Source organism: Leucobacter sp. BZR 635 (assembly GCF_048061935.2).
GTDB lineage: Bacteria > Actinomycetota > Actinomycetes > Actinomycetales > Microbacteriaceae > Leucobacter.
In genome coordinates, this window is record NZ_JBLUNZ020000066.1 from 21,057 (window position 1) to 38,056 (window position 17,000).

17 protein-coding genes and 1 tRNA gene are annotated in these 17,000 nt (G+C 66.9%); 10 read left to right on the forward strand and 8 right to left on the reverse strand.

The window, feature by feature from the left end:
• Positions 1-86 precede the first annotated feature (86 nt).
• The 3 genes from typA to ACI1US_RS13015 all read left to right on the forward strand — a co-directional run bounded on the left by typA (position 87) and on the right by ACI1US_RS13015 (position 2,885).
• The gene (gene typA, locus ACI1US_RS13005; RefSeq protein ID WP_416550250.1) at positions 87-1,991 is read left to right on the forward strand and encodes a translational GTPase TypA; all 1,905 of its coding nucleotides are present in this window, start codon (positions 87-89) and stop codon (positions 1,989-1,991) included.
• 84 nt (positions 1,992-2,075) lie between these two features.
• Positions 2,076-2,726 (forward strand): maltokinase N-terminal cap-like domain-containing protein, encoded by a 651-nt coding sequence (locus ACI1US_RS13010; RefSeq protein ID WP_416550249.1) that lies wholly within the window; start codon positions 2,076-2,078, stop codon positions 2,724-2,726.
• Positions 2,727-2,811: 85 nt separating this feature from the next.
• Positions 2,812-2,885, forward strand: a tRNA-Pro gene (locus tag ACI1US_RS13015).
• A gap of 186 nt (positions 2,886-3,071) precedes the next feature.
• Here the strand turns inward: ACI1US_RS13015 and ACI1US_RS13020 are convergent.
• The 3 genes from ACI1US_RS13020 to ACI1US_RS13030 all read right to left on the reverse strand — a co-directional run bounded on the left by ACI1US_RS13020 (position 3,072) and on the right by ACI1US_RS13030 (position 7,143).
• Positions 3,072-5,069: a hypothetical protein gene (locus ACI1US_RS13020; RefSeq protein ID WP_461640852.1), complete on the reverse strand. Its 1,998-nt coding sequence runs from the start codon at positions 5,067-5,069 to the stop codon at positions 3,072-3,074.
• A 357-nt stretch (positions 5,070-5,426) separates the two neighbouring features.
• On the reverse strand, positions 5,427-5,891 hold the full coding sequence (locus tag ACI1US_RS13025) for a GNAT family N-acetyltransferase (protein ID WP_461640853.1): 465 nt from the start codon (positions 5,889-5,891) through the stop codon (positions 5,427-5,429).
• Complete coding sequence (locus ACI1US_RS13030; RefSeq protein ID WP_461640854.1) at positions 5,878-7,143, reverse strand: benzoate/H(+) symporter BenE family transporter; 1,266 nt, start codon at positions 7,141-7,143, stop codon at positions 5,878-5,880. The genes ACI1US_RS13025 and ACI1US_RS13030 overlap by 14 nt, the downstream gene beginning before the upstream one ends.
• 102 nt (positions 7,144-7,245) lie before the next feature.
• Here ACI1US_RS13030 and ACI1US_RS13035 point away from each other — a divergent pair, with 102 nt between their 5' ends.
• From ACI1US_RS13035 to ACI1US_RS13065, 7 genes are all read left to right on the forward strand, one after another.
• The gene (locus ACI1US_RS13035) at positions 7,246-8,628 is read left to right on the forward strand and encodes an aminotransferase-like domain-containing protein (protein ID WP_461640855.1); all 1,383 of its coding nucleotides are present in this window, start codon (positions 7,246-7,248) and stop codon (positions 8,626-8,628) included.
• 178 nt (positions 8,629-8,806) lie between these two features.
• Entirely contained in the window at positions 8,807-9,094 is a 288-nt protein-coding gene (locus ACI1US_RS13040; protein ID WP_461640856.1) for a hypothetical protein, read from the forward strand.
• A 119-nt stretch (positions 9,095-9,213) separates the two neighbouring features.
• Complete coding sequence (locus ACI1US_RS13045) at positions 9,214-10,470, forward strand: sensor histidine kinase (protein ID WP_461640857.1); 1,257 nt, start codon at positions 9,214-9,216, stop codon at positions 10,468-10,470.
• Positions 10,467-11,162, forward strand: coding sequence for a response regulator (locus tag ACI1US_RS13050; protein WP_461640858.1), 696 nt, complete (start codon positions 10,467-10,469; stop codon positions 11,160-11,162). Before ACI1US_RS13045 ends, ACI1US_RS13050 begins: the two co-directional genes overlap by 4 nt.
• A 76-nt stretch (positions 11,163-11,238) precedes the next feature.
• Complete coding sequence (locus ACI1US_RS13055) at positions 11,239-12,024, forward strand: ABC transporter ATP-binding protein (protein WP_461640859.1); 786 nt, start codon at positions 11,239-11,241, stop codon at positions 12,022-12,024.
• Positions 12,021-12,776 (forward strand): hypothetical protein, encoded by a 756-nt coding sequence (locus ACI1US_RS13060; RefSeq protein WP_461640860.1) that lies wholly within the window; start codon positions 12,021-12,023, stop codon positions 12,774-12,776. Before ACI1US_RS13055 ends, ACI1US_RS13060 begins: the two co-directional genes overlap by 4 nt.
• The gene (locus tag ACI1US_RS13065) at positions 12,776-13,540 is read left to right on the forward strand and encodes an ABC transporter permease (protein WP_461640861.1); all 765 of its coding nucleotides are present in this window, start codon (positions 12,776-12,778) and stop codon (positions 13,538-13,540) included. The genes ACI1US_RS13060 and ACI1US_RS13065 overlap by 1 nt, the downstream gene beginning before the upstream one ends.
• A 32-nt stretch (positions 13,541-13,572) precedes the next feature.
• On the opposite strand, the gene ACI1US_RS13070 is transcribed toward ACI1US_RS13065, so the two are convergent.
• From ACI1US_RS13070 to ACI1US_RS13090, 5 genes are all read right to left on the reverse strand, one after another.
• Positions 13,573-13,740, reverse strand: a complete 168-nt coding sequence (locus ACI1US_RS13070) for a hypothetical protein (protein ID WP_461640862.1) — start codon at positions 13,738-13,740, stop codon at positions 13,573-13,575.
• An 80-nt stretch (positions 13,741-13,820) separates the two neighbouring features.
• Positions 13,821-14,213, reverse strand: a complete 393-nt coding sequence (locus tag ACI1US_RS13075) for a hypothetical protein (protein ID WP_461640863.1) — start codon at positions 14,211-14,213, stop codon at positions 13,821-13,823.
• 121 nt (positions 14,214-14,334) lie between these two features.
• A complete protein-coding gene (locus ACI1US_RS13080) occupies positions 14,335-14,655 on the reverse strand; it encodes a hypothetical protein (protein ID WP_461640864.1) in 321 nt (106 codons plus the stop codon).
• Positions 14,656-14,934: 279 nt separating this feature from the next.
• Entirely contained in the window at positions 14,935-16,659 is a 1,725-nt protein-coding gene (gene ctaD / locus ACI1US_RS13085) for an aa3-type cytochrome oxidase subunit I (protein WP_461640865.1), read from the reverse strand.
• A gap of 45 nt (positions 16,660-16,704) precedes the next feature.
• Positions 16,705-17,000, reverse strand: a 296-nt coding sequence (locus tag ACI1US_RS13090) for a bifunctional hydroxymethylpyrimidine kinase/phosphomethylpyrimidine kinase (RefSeq protein WP_461640866.1), incomplete at its 5' end; no start/stop codon positions are given.

The window sequence follows — 17,000 nt, forward strand, 5'->3', positions numbered from 1 at the left end:
TGCTTGAAAAATAGGCACTCGACCCCGGCGTGTTCTGCGGGTATGATAGAACGTTCGCTAATTTATGATCGTGAGGATCCACCCATATGGCTCTCGCCACACGCGAAGACATTCGTAACGTCGCCATCGTCGCACACGTCGACCATGGCAAGACCACCCTCGTTGACGCCATGCTGCGTCAGACAGGCTCCTTCGACGCACACGCTGACGTCGATGACCGGGTCATGGACTCCAACGACCTTGAACGCGAAAAGGGCATCACGATCCTCGCGAAGAACACCGCTATCTCGTACGAGGGTGTCCACGCGAAGAACGGCCCCATCACCATTAACGTGGTCGACACCCCGGGTCACGCTGACTTCGGTGGCGAGGTAGAGCGCGCACTCTCGATGGTTGACGGCGTTGTTCTGCTCGTCGACTCCTCTGAGGGCCCGCTGCCCCAGACCCGCTTCGTGCTCCGCAAGGCGCTTGAGGCGAAGCACCCCGTGATCCTCGCGGTCAACAAGACTGACCGCCCCGACTCGCGTATCCCCGAGGTCGTCGGCGAGGCGCAGGATCTGCTGCTTGGCCTCGCATCGGACATCGCCGAGGAGCACCCCGACCTTGACGTCGACGCGATCCTCGACGTGCCCGTCGTGTACCTCTCGGGCCGCGCTGGTGCGTCGAGCCTCACGCAGCCCGCAAACGGCGTGCTGCCCGACGGCGACACCCTCGAGGCGCTCTTCGGCGTCATCCTCGAGCAGGTTCCCGCTCCGACCTACGATGATGAGCACCCGCTGCAGGCGCACGTCACCAACCTTGACTCCTCGCCGTTCCTCGGCCGTATCGCGCTGCTGCGCGTGCACAACGGCTGGATCCACAAGGGCGAGACCGTCGCCTGGGTGAAGAGCGACGGCACCCAGCAGAACGTGCGCATCACCGAGCTCATGCTCACCAAGGCGCTCACCCGCTACCCCGCCGAGAAGGCTGGCCCCGGCGACATCGTCGCGATCGCCGGTATCGAGAACATCACCATCGGCGAGACCATCGCAGACGCTGAGGACACGCGTCCGCTGCCGCTCATCGAGATCGACGAGCCCGCAATCTCGATGACGATCGGTGCGAACACGTCGCCGCTCGTCGGCAAGGTGAAGGGTCACAAGCTCACCGCCCGCATGATCAAGGATCGCCTCGATCGCGAGCTCATCGGTAACGTCTCGCTGAAGGTTGTCGACACCGGCCGCCCCGACGCGTGGGAAGTTCAGGGTCGTGGCGAGCTCGCCCTGTCGATCCTCGTTGAGAACATGCGCCGCGAGGGCTTCGAGCTCACCGTTGGCAAGCCGCAGGTCGTTACCCGCGAGATCAACGGCAAGACGCACGAGCCCTACGAGCACCTCACCATCGATACGCCCGAAGAGCACCTTGGCGCGATCACCCAGCTCATCGCTGCTCGCAAGGGCCGCATGGAGAACATGGTGAACAACGGCACCGGTTGGGTTCGCATGGAGTTCATCGTTCCCGCACGCGGCCTCATCGGCTTCCGCTCGGAGTTCATGACCACCACCCGCGGCACCGGCATCGCAAACGCGATCTCGCACGGCTACGACGAGTGGGCTGGCCCGATCGTGACCCGTAACAACGGTTCGATCGTTGCCGACCGCTCGGGTGTTGTCACCCCGTTCTCGATGATTAACCTCCAGGAGCGCATGAGCTTCTTCGTGCAGCCCACGCAGGAGGTCTACGAGGGCATGGTCATCGGCGAGAACTCGCGTTCCGAGGACATGGACGTGAACATCACCAAGGAAAAGAAGCTCACCAACATGCGTGCGGCGAGCTCCGACACCTTCGAGTCGATGACGCCGCCGCGCCAGCTCACCCTCGAGGAGAGCCTCGAGTTCGCCCGCGAAGACGAGTGCGTTGAGGTGACCCCCGAGGTCATCCGTATCCGCAAGGTCGAGCTCGACGCGTCGCTCCGTGCACGCTCGGTCTCACGCCTGAAGAACCAGAAGTAAGCTTCTCGCGGTTCTGCACGAACGCCCGCCTCCGAGTTCGCTCGGAGGCGGGCGTTCGTCATTGCGGCCGCGTATGATCGGGTCATGGCTCTCCTATACACAGACACCACGCTCGTTCCCTCGAAGCTCGAACTCGTCGCCGAGTGGCTGCCGAAGCAGCCCTGGTTCACGGGGGATCCTGCCAAGATCAGCCGCGTCTCTGGCTACCGGGTCGACGACCCCGAGGGCGAGGTTGGCATCGACGGCCTGCTCGTCTCCGCGGGCGAGGACAAGGTCTACCACGTGCCGCTGACCTATCGCGGTGCCCCGCTCGAGGGCGGCGAGGCGCACCTCGTCGGCACGATGGAGCACGGCGTGCTCGGCACCCGCTGGGTGACTGAGGGGGCGGGGGATCCCGTCTACCGCGCGGTCATCGCGCAGGTCATCGCGCAGGGCGGATCGGGCGGCGAGGAGCTCGTGCACCAGCCCGACGGCTCTGCCGTTGCCCGCGAGATCGAGATGCCGCTGCACGGCTCCGGTGAGCCCGGCGCGCAGGTTCCCGAGCTGTGGGCCGCCGAGGTGTCGCTCGACGGCGGCGTGAGTGTCGCGTCGACCGGGCTGGTGACGCTGCGGGTCGCGCACGTGCCGAGCGCTGCTGCTGCCGGTGTTGCTGCCGGTTCCGCCGGTGCCGCGGGCACGCTCACTGCCACCTGGCCGGGCCAAGACGCCCCGGTCGTGATCGCGACGCTCGGCTAACGCGCCCGGCGTTTCACATCCTGGCCCGTCGTTTTCGTTTTTTGCTGACGGCGCGATAGAGTAGACCCTGCGCGAAAGCGTAAATCGGGATGTGGCGCAGCTTGGTAGCGCACGTCGTTCGGGACGACGGGGTCGCAGGTTCAAATCCTGTCATCCCGACAGTAAGCCCCGGAGCTCCCGCAGTAACCTGCGGAGGTTCCGGGGCTTTGTTGTTTCCACTTGCCCCCAGGATGACGGTGGGGCACATGTGGGGCATATGGCTCACCACGCCGACCTCGGCACTTGCTTGCCGTTGGGCTAAACGACAAACAAGCGCCGAGGCAGACCAGTGATTAACCGTTGAGGCTAAGCGTTCTGGCGGCGGACTCGCCACGCGACGACTGCTGCGCCGGTCACGAGCAGCCCCGTGCCGAGCAGTGCACCCCAGCCGCTCCCGGCAGCGCCAGTATCGACGAGGGGGCCGGCAGGGTCAGTTTCCGTTCCCGTGTCGGGCTCCGTCGGGGCCGCCACGCTTCGATAGGTGAAGATCACCTCAGGCTGATCCGCGTCGAACCGGATCTCCTCGGTCGCCGATCCCGAAGCGAGTGTCCAGTCGTCGTGTGTCAGCGCGGACACCGTCGCAGTCGCTCCCCAGGCACCGGTGAGCTGTTCGCTTCCAGCCGTGACAGCGGCGGGTAACGCCGCCCCCATCTCGTCAACGTGGCGAACTGCGATCGTGAAGTCGACCGGGAACACCACATCGGTGACCGGAATCTCCCCGGTCGTCGGCGTCACCGTGACTGCTTCCACGGTGTGGTCGGGGGTGCCCAGGGTCGCGTTCGGCGCGGGGTGCACCGCGGGTGGCGTGGGCACGGTCGGGAGCGTGAGGCTCGTGTCGCTCCAGTCGGTGTCGCCCCACAGGAGATGCAGGGTCGAGCAGAAATCGACGGACTGGGTCACAGTCTCTGCTCCACTGAGGGCAGCCGCGTCCACTGAGGAGTACCGAATCGTTCTCTCGATCGTCGTTGTTCCATGCTCACGCAGCAACGTGAAGGGGATCTCCGCAAACTGCTCGGCACGGATCACATCGTGCCCCAATGACCCGCTCGAATCCCTCCAGTCGAACACCCGCTTGAGCTCCGTGTTCTCAAGCTCTGCAAATGAGAACAGGTAGTCTTCAGAGTAGTCCTCGAGGAGGTGCGGGAACTCGAGCGGGGTCTGATCAAACACGTCTGCGAGCCAGTGTGCCCGGCTGAGCTGGTTCGATACCACCTCTTGCACCGCGGCCGCGAACTCCTCGGAGCTGAGGTCATCGGAGCTTTCGAGTGGCTCGAGAATCTCCGCAACTGTTCCGCGAACGTAGGTGCTTTCGGATGCCTCCTCGGGTGAGAGGAATCCTGTTCCGGAGGAGTTGAGGTTCGCCGCGAGGATCTCTTGATCCACGAAGAGTCTGGTCGGAACTGAGTGCGCAAGGTCGCGAAGCTCGAGTGGTCGGGTGCTCTCCCGGTTCGAGGCGGTCGCGAGGACAGCATCGTTGGTGTCACCGAGTTCGACCACGTAGCCGAGACCGGTGGCTAGATCGAAGTTGTTCGTCGCGCCGACCTGGAACGCCGAGAGCCCCGACAGCGTCTGACGTTCCACCCACTCCTCGACGGCCCCGACCATCGTGGAACGCGAGCTCGCCTCGGCGTCGGCTGCGGAGAGGCCGCTGAGCGCCCACTCGTCACTGATTTCCTGGAGCGCTCCCTGGATTTCGGTTTGGGACACGGGATACCAGTTGGCGTGCTGCAAGAAGCTGACACCTACGTTTGGTTCGAAAGCATAGATCATCCGCCCGGTGACGTAGAAGAACTGCTCGGTGGCGTTTTCCCAGTCTGGCTGACCGAACTGGTCGTAGACGCGATCTGCGTTGTACGCGTCGGTGAAGCCGTTCGTGATGGCCAGGATGTACTCGTATCGGGCCGCATTGAAATCGCGGATGTGCTCTGCAGTCTGCCCGCCGGCCAGTTCGATTCGATCGGCCAGCGCTTCGAGCGAACTGCGGTAGTCATCGAATGCGCGTTGTGCGCCCGTGGTGAAGAACTCGGTCAGCCGCTGTGGCGAGGGATCGAGAACCGAGACCCCGGCAAGGCCCTCGGCGGCAAGTCCAGGTAACACTCCCTCTCCAAACCACTCCCAGTGTTCGGAAAGCTCCTCGCGATCCCAAACCTCGCCCTGTGCCGGGGTGAAGAACTCCACCTGGTCTGAGGCTGTGGGCGGGCACGCCGCCACCTGTGCGGCGCTGGCGGCGGGCACCGAGCCAATGGCGAGCGAGAGCGAGAGCGCCCCCAATGCGAACGAAGTGAGCAGGGTAGGGCGCTTCACGAAACTCCTCTTCAGATGGGGCACACTCGGCCCGGGCGGAAACGCGCCCCGCTTGGACAACGGCAGTCTGTGCACACGAGGAGCGTTCTGTGAGTCAGTATGCCGAAATTCCTATGCAGTGTCTAGGATTTTTGTGTGGATGCATGGCGTGTGTCGTCGTCCTGCCCGAGAGCATGACGCTCGCCTGGAAAAGCTTCGCTGTGTACTCTGTTGTGGCCGCCTCACGCCCCGTCGGCAGCGTCACTCCGACACTCAGGCAGCGGCACTCCGGCAGCAGCATCTTCGAACCCCGCAGCCCACCGGCCCGCAGCCGCACGAGGCAGCTGCGGGCCGGTCGAGCAGCAGGATACTGAGGCATCACCGCGGAGTGGGCACCGCCTCGTAGGTGACCCACGAGGTGCGCTTGGCGAGGGTGTTGTACAGTGCCTGCGCCTGGTGATTGTCTTCGGCAGTCATCCACTGCACGAAGGCCCGGCCCTCGGCCGCCGCCATGTCCGTGAGGCGAGCGATGAGTGCCCGCCCGATGCCCAGGCCGCGCGCGGCGGGAGCGGTGAATAGGTCATCAAGGAAGATGCCCGAGGTGCCGGTGTACGGCGAAGAGATACGGCGGTGATGAGCAAAGCCGAGGATCTCGCCGTTGACCTCGGCGACGATGGCCTGGCACTCGTGCGTGGGATCCATGAACCAACCCCACGCGTTCGAGACAACCTCTTCGCTCTCCTCGAGCTTGTAGAACTCGCGGTAGGAGCGGAAGAGGCGCCGCCACGCGGCCTCGTCGGCGGGCAGGATCGGGCGGATTGTGGGGGAGTTATGCGTTGTCATCGGTTTCTTCCTGTGTTGGTTGTGTTTGATGTGTTGGTTGTGTTTGAGGTGTTTGGGCGTGTGGTTGGGTGCGCCGCCGAAACGGAGCGAGTGCGAGGTAGACACCGGTGCCGGCAATGAGTGCCCAGAAAGCCGCACCGATGTTGAGGAACACGACGCCTGACATGGTGACGGCGAGCGTAGTGATGGCGGCCAGGCCCGTGCGGGTGTCGCCGCGCATCGCGCCTGACAGCGCGGTCAGCGCCGAGCCCAGCAGTGCAACCGCGGCAACAACCGAGACTGTCTCCGATGGGATGGACTGGAACCCGGCCACCAGCGCTCCTCCGAAGGCAGCGAAGATGAGATAGGTGACGCCGCCAGAGAGCCCGGCGACATAGCGCCTGGAGCGGTCGGGGTGGGACTCGGGACCGACCGCGATTGCGGCAGTGATCGCCCCCAGGTTAATGCCGTGAGCCCCGAAGGGCGCGAGCGCGGCGGACACCACGGAGATCGTGCCGACGAGAAACCTGTCGTTCGGGGCGTATCCCTGTGAGCGGAGGAGCGCGAGTCCCGGCGCGTTCTGCGACGCCATCGTGACGACAAACAGCGGGAGCGCGATGCTCACAAGCGCTGCCGGAGTGAACGACGGCGTCGTGAACACGGGGCCGCCGAGCACGAGCGTGGCACCCACCGGCTGAAATGAACCCGTGGCCCAGGTCGCGACGATCCCCGCGACGAGAGCGGTGAGAACCGCGAAGCGATCCCACAAGCGTTTCCCCACAACAAATGTGACGACAATGCTCCCCGCGATGAGCGGCGCAGTCGCGAAGGCACCCGCTGCCGCGATGACGAACGGGAGGAGGATTCCGGCGAGTAGCGCCTGCAACACGGGGCCGGGAACCTTGGACAGCAGCCACCCGAACCACCCCGTGTAGCCAGCGACCGCCGCCGCGACGGATGCAACGAGGAAGGCGCCGACGGCCTCTGAGAACGAGAACCCCCCGAGAGAGGCGATCAGCAGCGCGGCTCCCGGCGTCGACCACGCCACGATCACTGGGATGCGGGTGAAGAGGCTCAGCACGATGCTGCAGACGCCGTTGCCGAGCGATAGCGCCCACACCCACGAGGCGGTCTGCGCCTCGTTGAGACCTGCGGCCCGTGTCGCCTCCAGCACGATGAGGAAGGGCCCGGCGAAGTTGATCACCGCCGAGAGGAACCCGGCGACCACCGCAGAAATCGAAAGATCCTGCAGCAGGGTTCTGACCCGGATCACGCGTGCGCTGTCGAAGCGAGAGTCCCGGTGGCTGGGTGACCGAGGGCGAGAGGAGACCGTAACGGACTTGCGAAATTTAGAGTAACGTTATCTAATAGCTTCATGTCCAAGGATAACAGATCGTCAGAGATTGCCGCCCTCCTGCGCCGGCGGATCGCAGCGTCGGCCGACGGCGAGCGGCTGGCCGGCGTGCGAGAGCTCTCTCGCGAGTACCAGGCCAGCGCGGCAACGATCTCGGCAGCGCTCGCCGAACTCAGCTCGCTCGGACTGGTGCGATCCGAGCCGGGGCGCGGAACATTCGTGACACGGAGCACTCCTGCGCCCGAGCCCGACTTCTCCTGGCAGTCCCAGGCGCTGGGCCCCGCCCGCGTCGATCCTGATCGCGCGTCACGGCTCGGAGGCTACGGCACCGCCGAGCACATCCCCCTCTCGTGGGGTTACCTCGCGCCAGAGCTGCTTCCCAACGACGAGCTGCACCGCATGGGCGCACGCGCAGCGAAGAGCAGCCGCGCGTGGGTCATGACGCCCGCGGCAGGGTCCCCCGAGCTTCGGCGCATGTTTGCCGCAGAGTATCGGGCCGACCCGAGCGACGTGCAGATCGTCGCCGGCGGACAGCAGGGGCTCGTGTTCGCGATGCGTACCCTCGCAGAGCCAGGGGCCACGGTGATTACGGAGAGCCCGAGCTATCCCGGCGCAATCCTCGCGGCGCAGAGCGCGGGCCTGTCGATCGCTTCTGTGGCAGCCGATCGCGACGGGATCATGGTGGATCGGCTCGCCGACGCGCTTGAGCGCACGCGCGCCCGAGTTATCTATCTCCAGCCCAGCTACGCCAACCCCACCGGGGCAGTGCTCAGCCAGGAACGCCGAACGCAGGTGCTCGAGCTAGCCGTGCGTCACGGCGCATTCATTATCGAAGACGACTGGGCGAGACATCTCGGGCTCGACGGCTCAACGCCCGCGCCCCTCATGACGGACGATGCACACGGCCATGTGGTCACGGTCACGACGCTGTCGAAGCCGGCCTCGCCGGGGCTCCGCATCGGTGCGATCATTGCGCGCGGCCCCGCCGGCGCCAGGCTCCGCGCCTCGCGCACGGCGGACGACCTCTGTGTGGCTCCTATGGTGCAGGAGATCGCGCACAGCCTCCTCGCCTCCAACGTCTGGCCCCGGCATCTCAAACGTCTGCGCTCCGAACTCACGCTGCGCCGCGATGCTCTCGTCGCGGCGGTCCGGGCCAACCTCCCCGAGATGAGCATCCAGACAGTCCCTCGCGGGGGCCTGCATCTCTGGGCCCGCCTGCCGGAGGGAACCGATACTCGTGAGTTCAGCGCCGCAGCCTACGCCGCCGGCGTGCTCGTCGGTGACGGCCGGCACTTCTTCGTCGACGAACCCCCGGCGCCGTTCCTCAGGTTCTCCTACGGGGCCGCGACGAAGGCACAGCTCGACCAGGGCACGAGAACGCTCGCCCGAACGCTCGCCGTGTGAGGTGCCCTGGTGGTGAGCGCACACCTGCACGGATCGGGCCTCCCGAGGGGCAGTGCCCGAGCTCGAACCGTTCGATGCCGAGCGAGTCGAGGGCCCTGGCCGCAACCGCAACCGCAACCGCAACCGCCGCTGCCGCGGCCCGGCTCGCCTCGACGGGTCGCACCCTATGATCGGTTGCATGGCTGAACACTCAACGTCGAGGCGAACTGTGCTCCGCCGGATATCCACCGTCGCCCTGTTCGTGGGGGCCTGTTCGCTGTTTGTGTATTTCTTCACGATCCCGCAGGAGGGCCCCGCCCACCCCTGGGCCCCGTGGACACTCATTGTCGTGCCGCTCGTGGCGGGGCTCGTCGGCGTTGTGTGCGGCGCGCTGTCGAGGGCGTGGCCGCTGGTCGCCCTCAACCTGCTGCTCGTGTTCGCGTTCCCGCTGACCATGCTCTTCGGAACCGCGCTGCTCGGCCCGTAGCTCGCCGGGCGCAGTGGCCCCCGCCCCGAACCCCCGCCCCGAGCCCCCGCCCCGAACCCCAGCGCCCGCGCCGCACACCACATGACTTGCCGCAGCCGTCGCCCCCTAGAATGACCAGGATGGACACAGATGGTCGCAGCACGGAGGTCGGGCCACGGGCCCGGCCGCCGCTCGCGCCCCCGCGACGGCCCTGGCTCGCGGCGCTCGTGCCCCTGGGAATCGCGATTGCCGTCGTGGCGGCGTTGTGGATCACGGTCGTGCCGCCGGAGGGGTGGCGTCTCGCCCAGCTGCTGTTCGGCGCTGCCGCGGTGTGTGGCGCGGTGCTCAGCCTGTGGAACCCGCTCCCGGGCGCGCTGCTTGCGGGGCTGGCGACCGCGGCGGCCTGGGGGCTGCAGCTCACGGCCGATCCGTTTCTGCTCGCCAGCATCGGAGTTCACGCGCTCGCCGAACGACGAGGCGTGCGACGCGTTCCCTGGTGGCTGCTCGCGGCCTTCGCCGCAGTGATCCTCGTGGCCCTTCTGCTTGGGGAACCTGAAACGGCACCGGGCTTTGCGCCGAGCATGCGAGGCGCGCTGCTCGGGGCAGTCGTGCTGGGGGCCGCGTGGGTGCTCGGGGTGCGCTCGCGGCAGCTGCACGAGGCGACGGCCGCCGCCGCCCGAACTGACGAGCGGCTCCGGCTCGCGCGGGAGGTGCACGATGTGCTCTCGCATTCGCTCGGGGCCATTGGAGTGCGCGCAGGCGTCGCCGCGCACGTCACGGCGCTGGGCGAGCCCGAGCTGCGGGAGACGCTACGCGAGGTTGAGCAGCAGGCGCGGGACTCGCTCGGCGAGCTCAAACAGCTGCTCGACCGCGAACGCGCGGTAGGAACAGATGCCGCTGCGCGGTCGGCAGCCGATCCCGTGCGGCTCGAGGAGCTCATCCGAGACATCGAGCGCACCGGGCAGCGCGCCCGCGTGCACGTCGACGCCGAGTACCCGGAAGACGTGGATCGCCTCCCCGCCGCACTCCGCACGACCGTCTACCGCATCGTGCAGGAGGCCGCCACGAACTGCTTCAGGCACGCGGCCGCTTCGACGCTGCGGATCGCCGTCACGACCGACGAATCACGCGTCGAGGTGCGCGTCAGAGACGACGGCGGGGGCGCGGGCCGCGGCTACCGCGAGGGGAACGGCCTCACCGGCATGCGCGAGCGGGTCGAGATGCTCGGCGGCGAGTTGCACGTCGGTAACCCGGGCGACGCTCACCCGGGCGGCGCTCATCCGGGCGGCGCTCATCCGGACGGCCGCGACAGGCACGGTGACGACAGGGCCGCGGGGTTCGCCGTGGTGGCGCGCCTGCCGCTGGTCGGCCACGCAGCATCGGACAGCACGCAGTGACCCAGATTCGCGTGCTGGTCGCGGACGACGACGCGATCGTCCGCGCCTCGCTGAGCCTGCTCATCGCGCACGAGCCGGGCATGGAGCTGGTCGCCGAAGCGCGTGACGGGGAGGACGCCGTTGCGCTCGCCCGGCTGCACCGCCCAGACGTGGTGCTCATGGACGTGCAGATGCCGCGCATGACCGGCCTCGAGGCGACCAAGCTGCTCGCGGAAGCACGCGAGACTGCCGGCACGCGCGTCATCGTGCTCACGACCTTCGACCTTGACGAGTACGTGTTCGAGGCGCTGCGGCTGGGAGCGTCGGGCTTCCTCCTGAAGAACAGTCCGCCGAGCGAGGTGCTCCGCGCGATCCGGGTCGCGCACGCGGGCGACGCGCTGCTCGCACCGGAGGTGACGCGGCGGCTCGTCGACCGCTTCGCGGGCGCAGCCCAGCAGACGAGGAGCGGCCGCGGTGCCCACGGCGAGGCCGCGGCGAGCGTGGATCGCCTCACCGAGCGGGAGCGCGAGACCCTGCAGCTCATCGGCACGGGTCTGTCGAACGCTGAGATCGCCGCGACGCTGGTTGTGACGCAGACGACGGTGCGCACCTACGTGAGTCGCATCCTGTCGAAGGTTGGGGCGCGCGACCGCGCGCAACTCGTGGTCGTGGCGTACGAGAGCGGGCTCGTGGGCGGCAGCCCGCTCGGCTGAGCTCGCACGCCGATCCACGCATACTGTCAACTCTCGCAGACTGACGGGGCGCGCGAGACGCGATTGGCTAGGAGCCATGATCGAAATCGCACACCTCACCAAGCGTCACGGCGCCCGCGCCGTCGTTGACGACGTCAGCTTCACGGCCGCCCCTGGCAGGGTCACCGGGCTGCTCGGGCCGAACGGGGCTGGGAAGTCGAGCACGCTGCGGATCCTGCTCGGGCTGGATCGCGCCACCTCCGGCACCGCCCTCATCGCCGGGCAGCCGTACCGCTCGCTCAACCGCCCGCTGCTGCGGGTCGGCGCGATGCTCGACGGCCCCGGCGCGAACAAGGGTCGGACGGCGCGGGCGCACCTGCGTTGGGTTGCGCAGTCGAACGCGATCCCCGCAGCGCGCGTCGACGAGGTGCTCGCGCTCACTGGCCTGCAGGACGCAGGATCGAAGCGCATCGGTGGCTTCTCGCTCGGCATGGGGCAGCGGCTCGGGATCGCGACGGCGCTCCTCGGTGACCCCGGGGTGCTCGTGCTCGACGAGCCAGCGAACGGGCTGGACCCCGACGGGATCCGGTGGATGCGCCGCTTCCTGCGCTCGCTCGCGGACGCAGGGAAGGCCGTGCTCGTCTCGAGCCACCTCATGGCGGAGATGGAGGACACCGCTGACGACTTCGTGGTGATCGCCGCCGGGCGGGTGGTCGCCTCGGGCACGGGCAGGGAGGTGACGGGCGAGCACGCGAGCCTGGAGCAGGCGTTCTTCGCCCTCACCGACGAGCACGCCGAGTATCGGGCGGTCGTGAATGATCCAGGCCGTGCCGTGGATCCAGGCCGTGCCGTGGATCCCGACCGCGCGGGGGAGCAGCGGTGATCGCGCTCACCCGCTCAGAGGCCACGAAGCTGCTGAGCGCGAGATCGACCTGGATCCTCTCGCTCATCACGGTCTTCCTGACATGGCCGATGGCGTGGACGAACTCGTACTCGACCGGAGACCTGCCGCCCGACAGCGAGCTGCTGTTCTCCTCCGTGCCGATCCCGCCCGAGTACGAGGGCTTCTCGATGGCCGGGTTCGGGTATGTGCTTGTCGTCGCGCTCGCCGCGCTCTGGGCTGGCAACGAGTACGGGGGCGGCGGGCAGATCCGCACGACCCTGCTTGCGACCCCGAAACGGCTGCGCGTGTTCGTGGTGAAGGCTGCCCTGCTCGCGATCCTCGTCGCGCTGATCGCGTTTCTCACGATGGCCGGGGCAATCATTATTACCCACCTCACGCAGGACAGCGAGATCGATCCGTGGCGCCTGACGCCAGCGGTCTGGGCGAGCATCGGCGGGGTGACCCTCGCGTGGGTGCTCACGGCACTTATCGCCTTCGCGGTCGGCACGCTCGCCCGATCCGCCATCCTGCCGCTCATTCTTATCGTGCCGCTCGTCATCGGCGTCGGCGACTTTCTCGCCGGCTTTTGGGCCGGGGCGAAGTACCTGCCAACGACGGCGGGATCCGCCATGTACAGCGACCCGGGCGGGGGTCACCTGCTCGACCCTGCAGTTGGCGGGCTCGTGCAGGCTGCGTGGGCCGGCGCGCTGCTCACCGCGGCCGCAGTCACCTTTGTGCGGAGGGATCTCTGATGCCCCTCGTACCGAAGCGCCTGCCTTTCCGGCACACCGTTCAGGCCGAGCTCACGAAGGCCTTCAGCCTGCGGAGCATCCAGCTGACCCTCGCCGCAGCCCTCATCGCGCCGGGCGCGCTCGCGCTCGCGTCGGGGCTCGCGTTCGACCCCGCCCGGGCCGCGCAGTTTCCCATCGAGTCGCACGGCTTCGAGACCGCGGGCTTCGGGCAGCCGCTCATCATTCTGCTGGCGGCGCTCATCGTCGGGAGCGAGTACCTCGACGGCCAGCTGCGCACGACGCTCACAGCGACCCCGAACCGCTCGCGGGTGCTCGCCGCCAAGCTCCTCGTCATCGCGGTGCTCGCGGCGGTGATCGGCTTCGTCGCGATCGGCATGTCGGTGCTTGCCAAGCAGGCGGCCCTCGGTGAGCACGGGCTCGCCCCCGGCGATTTCACCGCCGCAATGGCGATGAACCTCGTGGGGGTAGCACTGAACTACACGCTCATGGGGGTCATCGCGGCGGGCATTACGATCATTGCGCGCACCTACCTCGTGACGCTCGTGGTCCTCGTGCCGCTCGTGCTGGGCATCACGATCTCGCTCGTCGGGATGCTCCCGATCTTGAGATACCTGCCAGATCTTGCGGGGATCCAACTCTTCATGTCGTACCCGGGCGTCGGCCTGCTGGATCCGGTGCCCGGCGGCCTCGTGATGGCGGCGTGGGCGCTGCTGCTGGCCGGAATCGCGTGGGCGCTATTCCGCAGGCGCGATACGGCGGGTTGAGCGCGGGGCGGGGCCGCGCGCTCAGGCCCCGGTTACTGGTACGAGACCGGCCTGCGCAGCTCGGCCTGTTCGTCTGCGTGCTTGCGGAGTGCTGACAGCACGGCGCCCCTGATGATCGCCCACAGAATGATCAAAAGCACGATGAACGCGAAGAGGTACATCGCGATTGACCCGATCAGGAACAGCATAGCATCGCTCATAGACAACACATTAGCGACTGCGAGGCTGGAGGTGTTGCGGTGGCCGCCCGGCCGCTGCGATCCGCGCAGGTGAAAGGCTGCTACCCGGGAAGGTTCCAGGCAATGTACGAGCCATCGGCCTGCATGGCCTGCCAGACGTTGCCGCACTGCTGGACGTCTTCGATGCCGACGTCTTGGAGCATGAGGAGGCTCACCGCCGAATTGGTGCGGCCCTCTCCGGGGGTGCAGCCCTCGGTGAGTGGCTGGCCCTTCCATGAGACGCCGAATTCGTCGCCGTCAATCTCGACGCGGAGGTCCCTGGGCTCGGTGGTGAACGATGCCGGGACCTTGCCCTCGCTTCTCAGCTGCTCGAGCTGCTCCGAGGGAGACGCTTGCGGCGTGGGCTCGGTTCCGTCGGTGAGCGTCGAGCACCCGGAGACCAGGAGCGGGAAGGTGACGGCGAGCGCGGCGATGGCGATGAGCTGCTTTGACATGGAACTCCTTCGAGCGGTCTGCGGGAAACGGGTACGAGGTACAGGCTACGGGCTGGACCCCATAATTTGAGGTCTCCGGCCTGCGATCTCGCTGTGTAATCACCGAGCGTATCCTGTGTGCCTAGCGGCGTCCGTTTGCCGGGCCAGCGTTCGCCTGCGCCATCTTCGCGACCTCACCCGTGTCCCAGAGCACTGAGCCGTTCGCCTCGGCGAGCGTGTCGTGCTGCGAGACCACCCGGCGCTTTGACGGCTCCGGGTGCCAGGTCATGACGAAGAACAGCGGCACATTGTCGCGGTTTGCAAGGCCCTGGATCATCGCTACGGGCCGGTCCTTCGGGTACCGCATGACGGCCCAAAGGTTCGTGTCGACCTGCACGTACGGCATGCGTTCGCGCTCGGTTTCCTGTTCTTTCTCATTCCGGTACATGCCCTTTACCCCCATTCGAATGTGTGTTCGAGTAGTGTAAAAGCTGACTCTGACATCGAGGGGAGCCGCCGGAAACGCTATGAATATTCGAGAAAGTAACAGCATCGGGGGATCGTCGCGCTATGACGCGGCAGCCGCCGAGGAGACCCTGCGCGAGCTCGAGGAGCAGTACGCGAACGGTGAGATCGAGCGTCACGCCTACTTTGAGAAGAAGCGCTCGCTCGTGCGGCTCTTCCTCAAGGCCACGACCTCACCGCAGCGCAGGCCCCGCGACGATTTCGGCGACTTCGCCCTCTATCCCGGCAGCTTGGGTTCGGGCGGAGCGGCCGACTCGTCGCCCGCTGTGGCGGCTGACCGCGTCGCGGGCACGCCCGCAGGGCTTGGCTCGGGGCCGGGTTCGGGGTCGCCCGCAGGCTCCCGGGAGTCGGGGGCGAGCTCGGGGTGGTTCGCGTCGAACGCCGGCGACTCCGAGCGGATGCGCGGAATTGACACGAAGTTGTGCCTCGGCGGCGGGCAAGACGTCGCCCACTCGAGCGAACGCCCGAAGCCCCACGGGTCGTCCACGGTGACCTTCTGCCCCCTGCGCGCGGTGATGTAGACGTTGAGGAAGAACGGGATCATCGAGGTCGCGAGCAGTACCGCGCCGACCGTCGACAGCTGGTTGCCCCAGGTGATGCCGTCTTCGGGGAGGTACGTGTAATACCTGCGCGGCATCGCCATGACGCCGAGCCAGTGCTGCACGAGGAAGGTCATGTGGAAGCCGAGGAACAGGATCCAGAAGTGGATCTTGCCGAGCCGCTCGTTCAGCATCTTGCCCGTCCACTTGGGCCACCAGAAGTAGAAGCCCGCGAACATCGCGAACACGACCGTGCCGAAGACGACGTAGTGGAAGTGCGCGATGACGAAGTAGGTGTCGGAGAGGTGGAAGTCGAGCGCGGGTGAGGCGAGGATGACCCCCGTGAGCCCGCCGAACGTGAACGTGACGAGGAAGCCGAGCGACCAGAGCATCGGGGTTTCGAAGGTGATTGACCCGCGCCACATGGTGCCGATCCAGTTGAAGATCTTCACCCCCGTCGGCACCGCAATGAGCATGCTCATGAGCGCGAAAAACGGCAGCAGCACCGAGCCCGTGACGTACATGTGGTGTGCCCATACGGTGAGCGAGAGCGCTGCGATCGCGATCGTCGCGTACACGAGTGTCTTGTACCCGAAGATGGGTTTTCGGCTGAACACGGGCAGGATCTCGGAGATGATCCCGAAGAACGGCAGCGCGATGATGTACACCTCGGGGTGGCCGAAGAACCAGAACAGGTGTTGCCAGAGGATCGCACCGCCCTCACCACTAAAGATCTGGGCCCCGAAGATGCGGTCGAAGGCGAGGGCACCGAGAGCCGCCGCGAGCACGGGGAATGCGACGAGTACGAGGATCGACGTGATGAGGGTGTTCCACGAGAAGATCGAGATGCGCCACATGGTCATGCCCGGGGCGCGCATCACGATAATTGTCGTGATGAAGTTCACGGCACCGAGGATCGTGCCGAAGCCGGTAATGAGTAACCCGAGCACCCAGAGGTTGCCGCCGACGCCGGGCGAGTAGATCTCGGAGGAGAGCGGGGCGTACGCGAACCAGCCGAATGAGGCCGCGCCCTGCGGGGTGAGGAAGCCGGCGAAGGTGATGAGCGCGCCGAAGGTGTACAGCCAGAATGAGAAGGCGTTCAGACGCGGGAATGCGACGTCGGGTGCGCCGATCTGCAGGGGCATGATCACGTTCGCAAACCCCGTGAAGAGCGGGGTGGCGAACAGGAGCAGCATGATCGTGCCGTGCATCGTGAAGAGTTGGTTGTACTGGTCTTTCGTCGCGATGATTTCGAGCCCGGGTTCGAAGAGCTGCGCTCGAATGAGCAGCGCGAGCACCCCGCCGATGAGGAACCAGAGGACGGAGCTCACGAGATACATGTAGCCGATGACCTTGTGGTCGGTCGACGTGATCCACGAGACGAGGTTGCTGCGGGTTGACATGTGCTGGGTCCTTTCTGCGTTATCGGGGGCGGGCACTGGGCTTCGCTATGGCACCGCCGGGCTGGGCTGCAGGGCGGCCGCGCGGGATCGGACCTCGGCGCTGGCGTCTGAGACGGCCTGTTCGACCGCGCGGCCGTCGAGCAGCGCGGTGACGAGGGCGGCAGTGAAGGTGTCGCCGAGGCCCTTTGCGCTGATGTGGGCGTCGGGCCGCGTGTGCACGCTCGCCGAGTCTCGGTGCACGAGCACCTCACTGATCTGCTCGGGGTCGCCGGCGAATCTCGCGCCCGTGACGACGACCCACTCGGTGTGTCGGCCCATGAGGGAGCGTGCTGCGGCCACAA

Excerpts from the sequence above, each read along its gene's own strand:
- typA (WP_416550250.1), top strand. The coding sequence starts at position 87 with ATGGCTCTCGCCACACGCGAAGACATTCGTAACGTCGCCATCGTCGCA.
- ACI1US_RS13010 (WP_416550249.1), top strand. The coding sequence starts at position 2,076 with ATGGCTCTCCTATACACAGACACCACGCTCGTTCCCTCGAAGCTCGAA.
- ACI1US_RS13025 (WP_461640853.1), bottom strand. The coding sequence starts at position 5,891 with ATGACAACGCATAACTCCCCCACAATCCGCCCGATCCTGCCCGCCGAC.
- ACI1US_RS13035 (WP_461640855.1), top strand. The coding sequence starts at position 7,246 with ATGTCCAAGGATAACAGATCGTCAGAGATTGCCGCCCTCCTGCGCCGG.
- ACI1US_RS13040 (WP_461640856.1), top strand. The coding sequence starts at position 8,807 with ATGGCTGAACACTCAACGTCGAGGCGAACTGTGCTCCGCCGGATATCC.
- ACI1US_RS13045 (WP_461640857.1), top strand. The coding sequence starts at position 9,214 with ATGGACACAGATGGTCGCAGCACGGAGGTCGGGCCACGGGCCCGGCCG.
- ACI1US_RS13055 (WP_461640859.1), top strand. The coding sequence starts at position 11,239 with ATGATCGAAATCGCACACCTCACCAAGCGTCACGGCGCCCGCGCCGTC.
- ACI1US_RS13065 (WP_461640861.1), top strand. The coding sequence starts at position 12,776 with ATGCCCCTCGTACCGAAGCGCCTGCCTTTCCGGCACACCGTTCAGGCC.
- ACI1US_RS13070 (WP_461640862.1), bottom strand. The coding sequence starts at position 13,740 with ATGAGCGATGCTATGCTGTTCCTGATCGGGTCAATCGCGATGTACCTC.
- ACI1US_RS13075 (WP_461640863.1), bottom strand. The coding sequence starts at position 14,213 with ATGTCAAAGCAGCTCATCGCCATCGCCGCGCTCGCCGTCACCTTCCCG.
- ACI1US_RS13080 (WP_461640864.1), bottom strand. The coding sequence starts at position 14,655 with ATGGGGGTAAAGGGCATGTACCGGAATGAGAAAGAACAGGAAACCGAG.
- ctaD (WP_461640865.1), bottom strand. The coding sequence starts at position 16,659 with ATGTCAACCCGCAGCAACCTCGTCTCGTGGATCACGTCGACCGACCAC.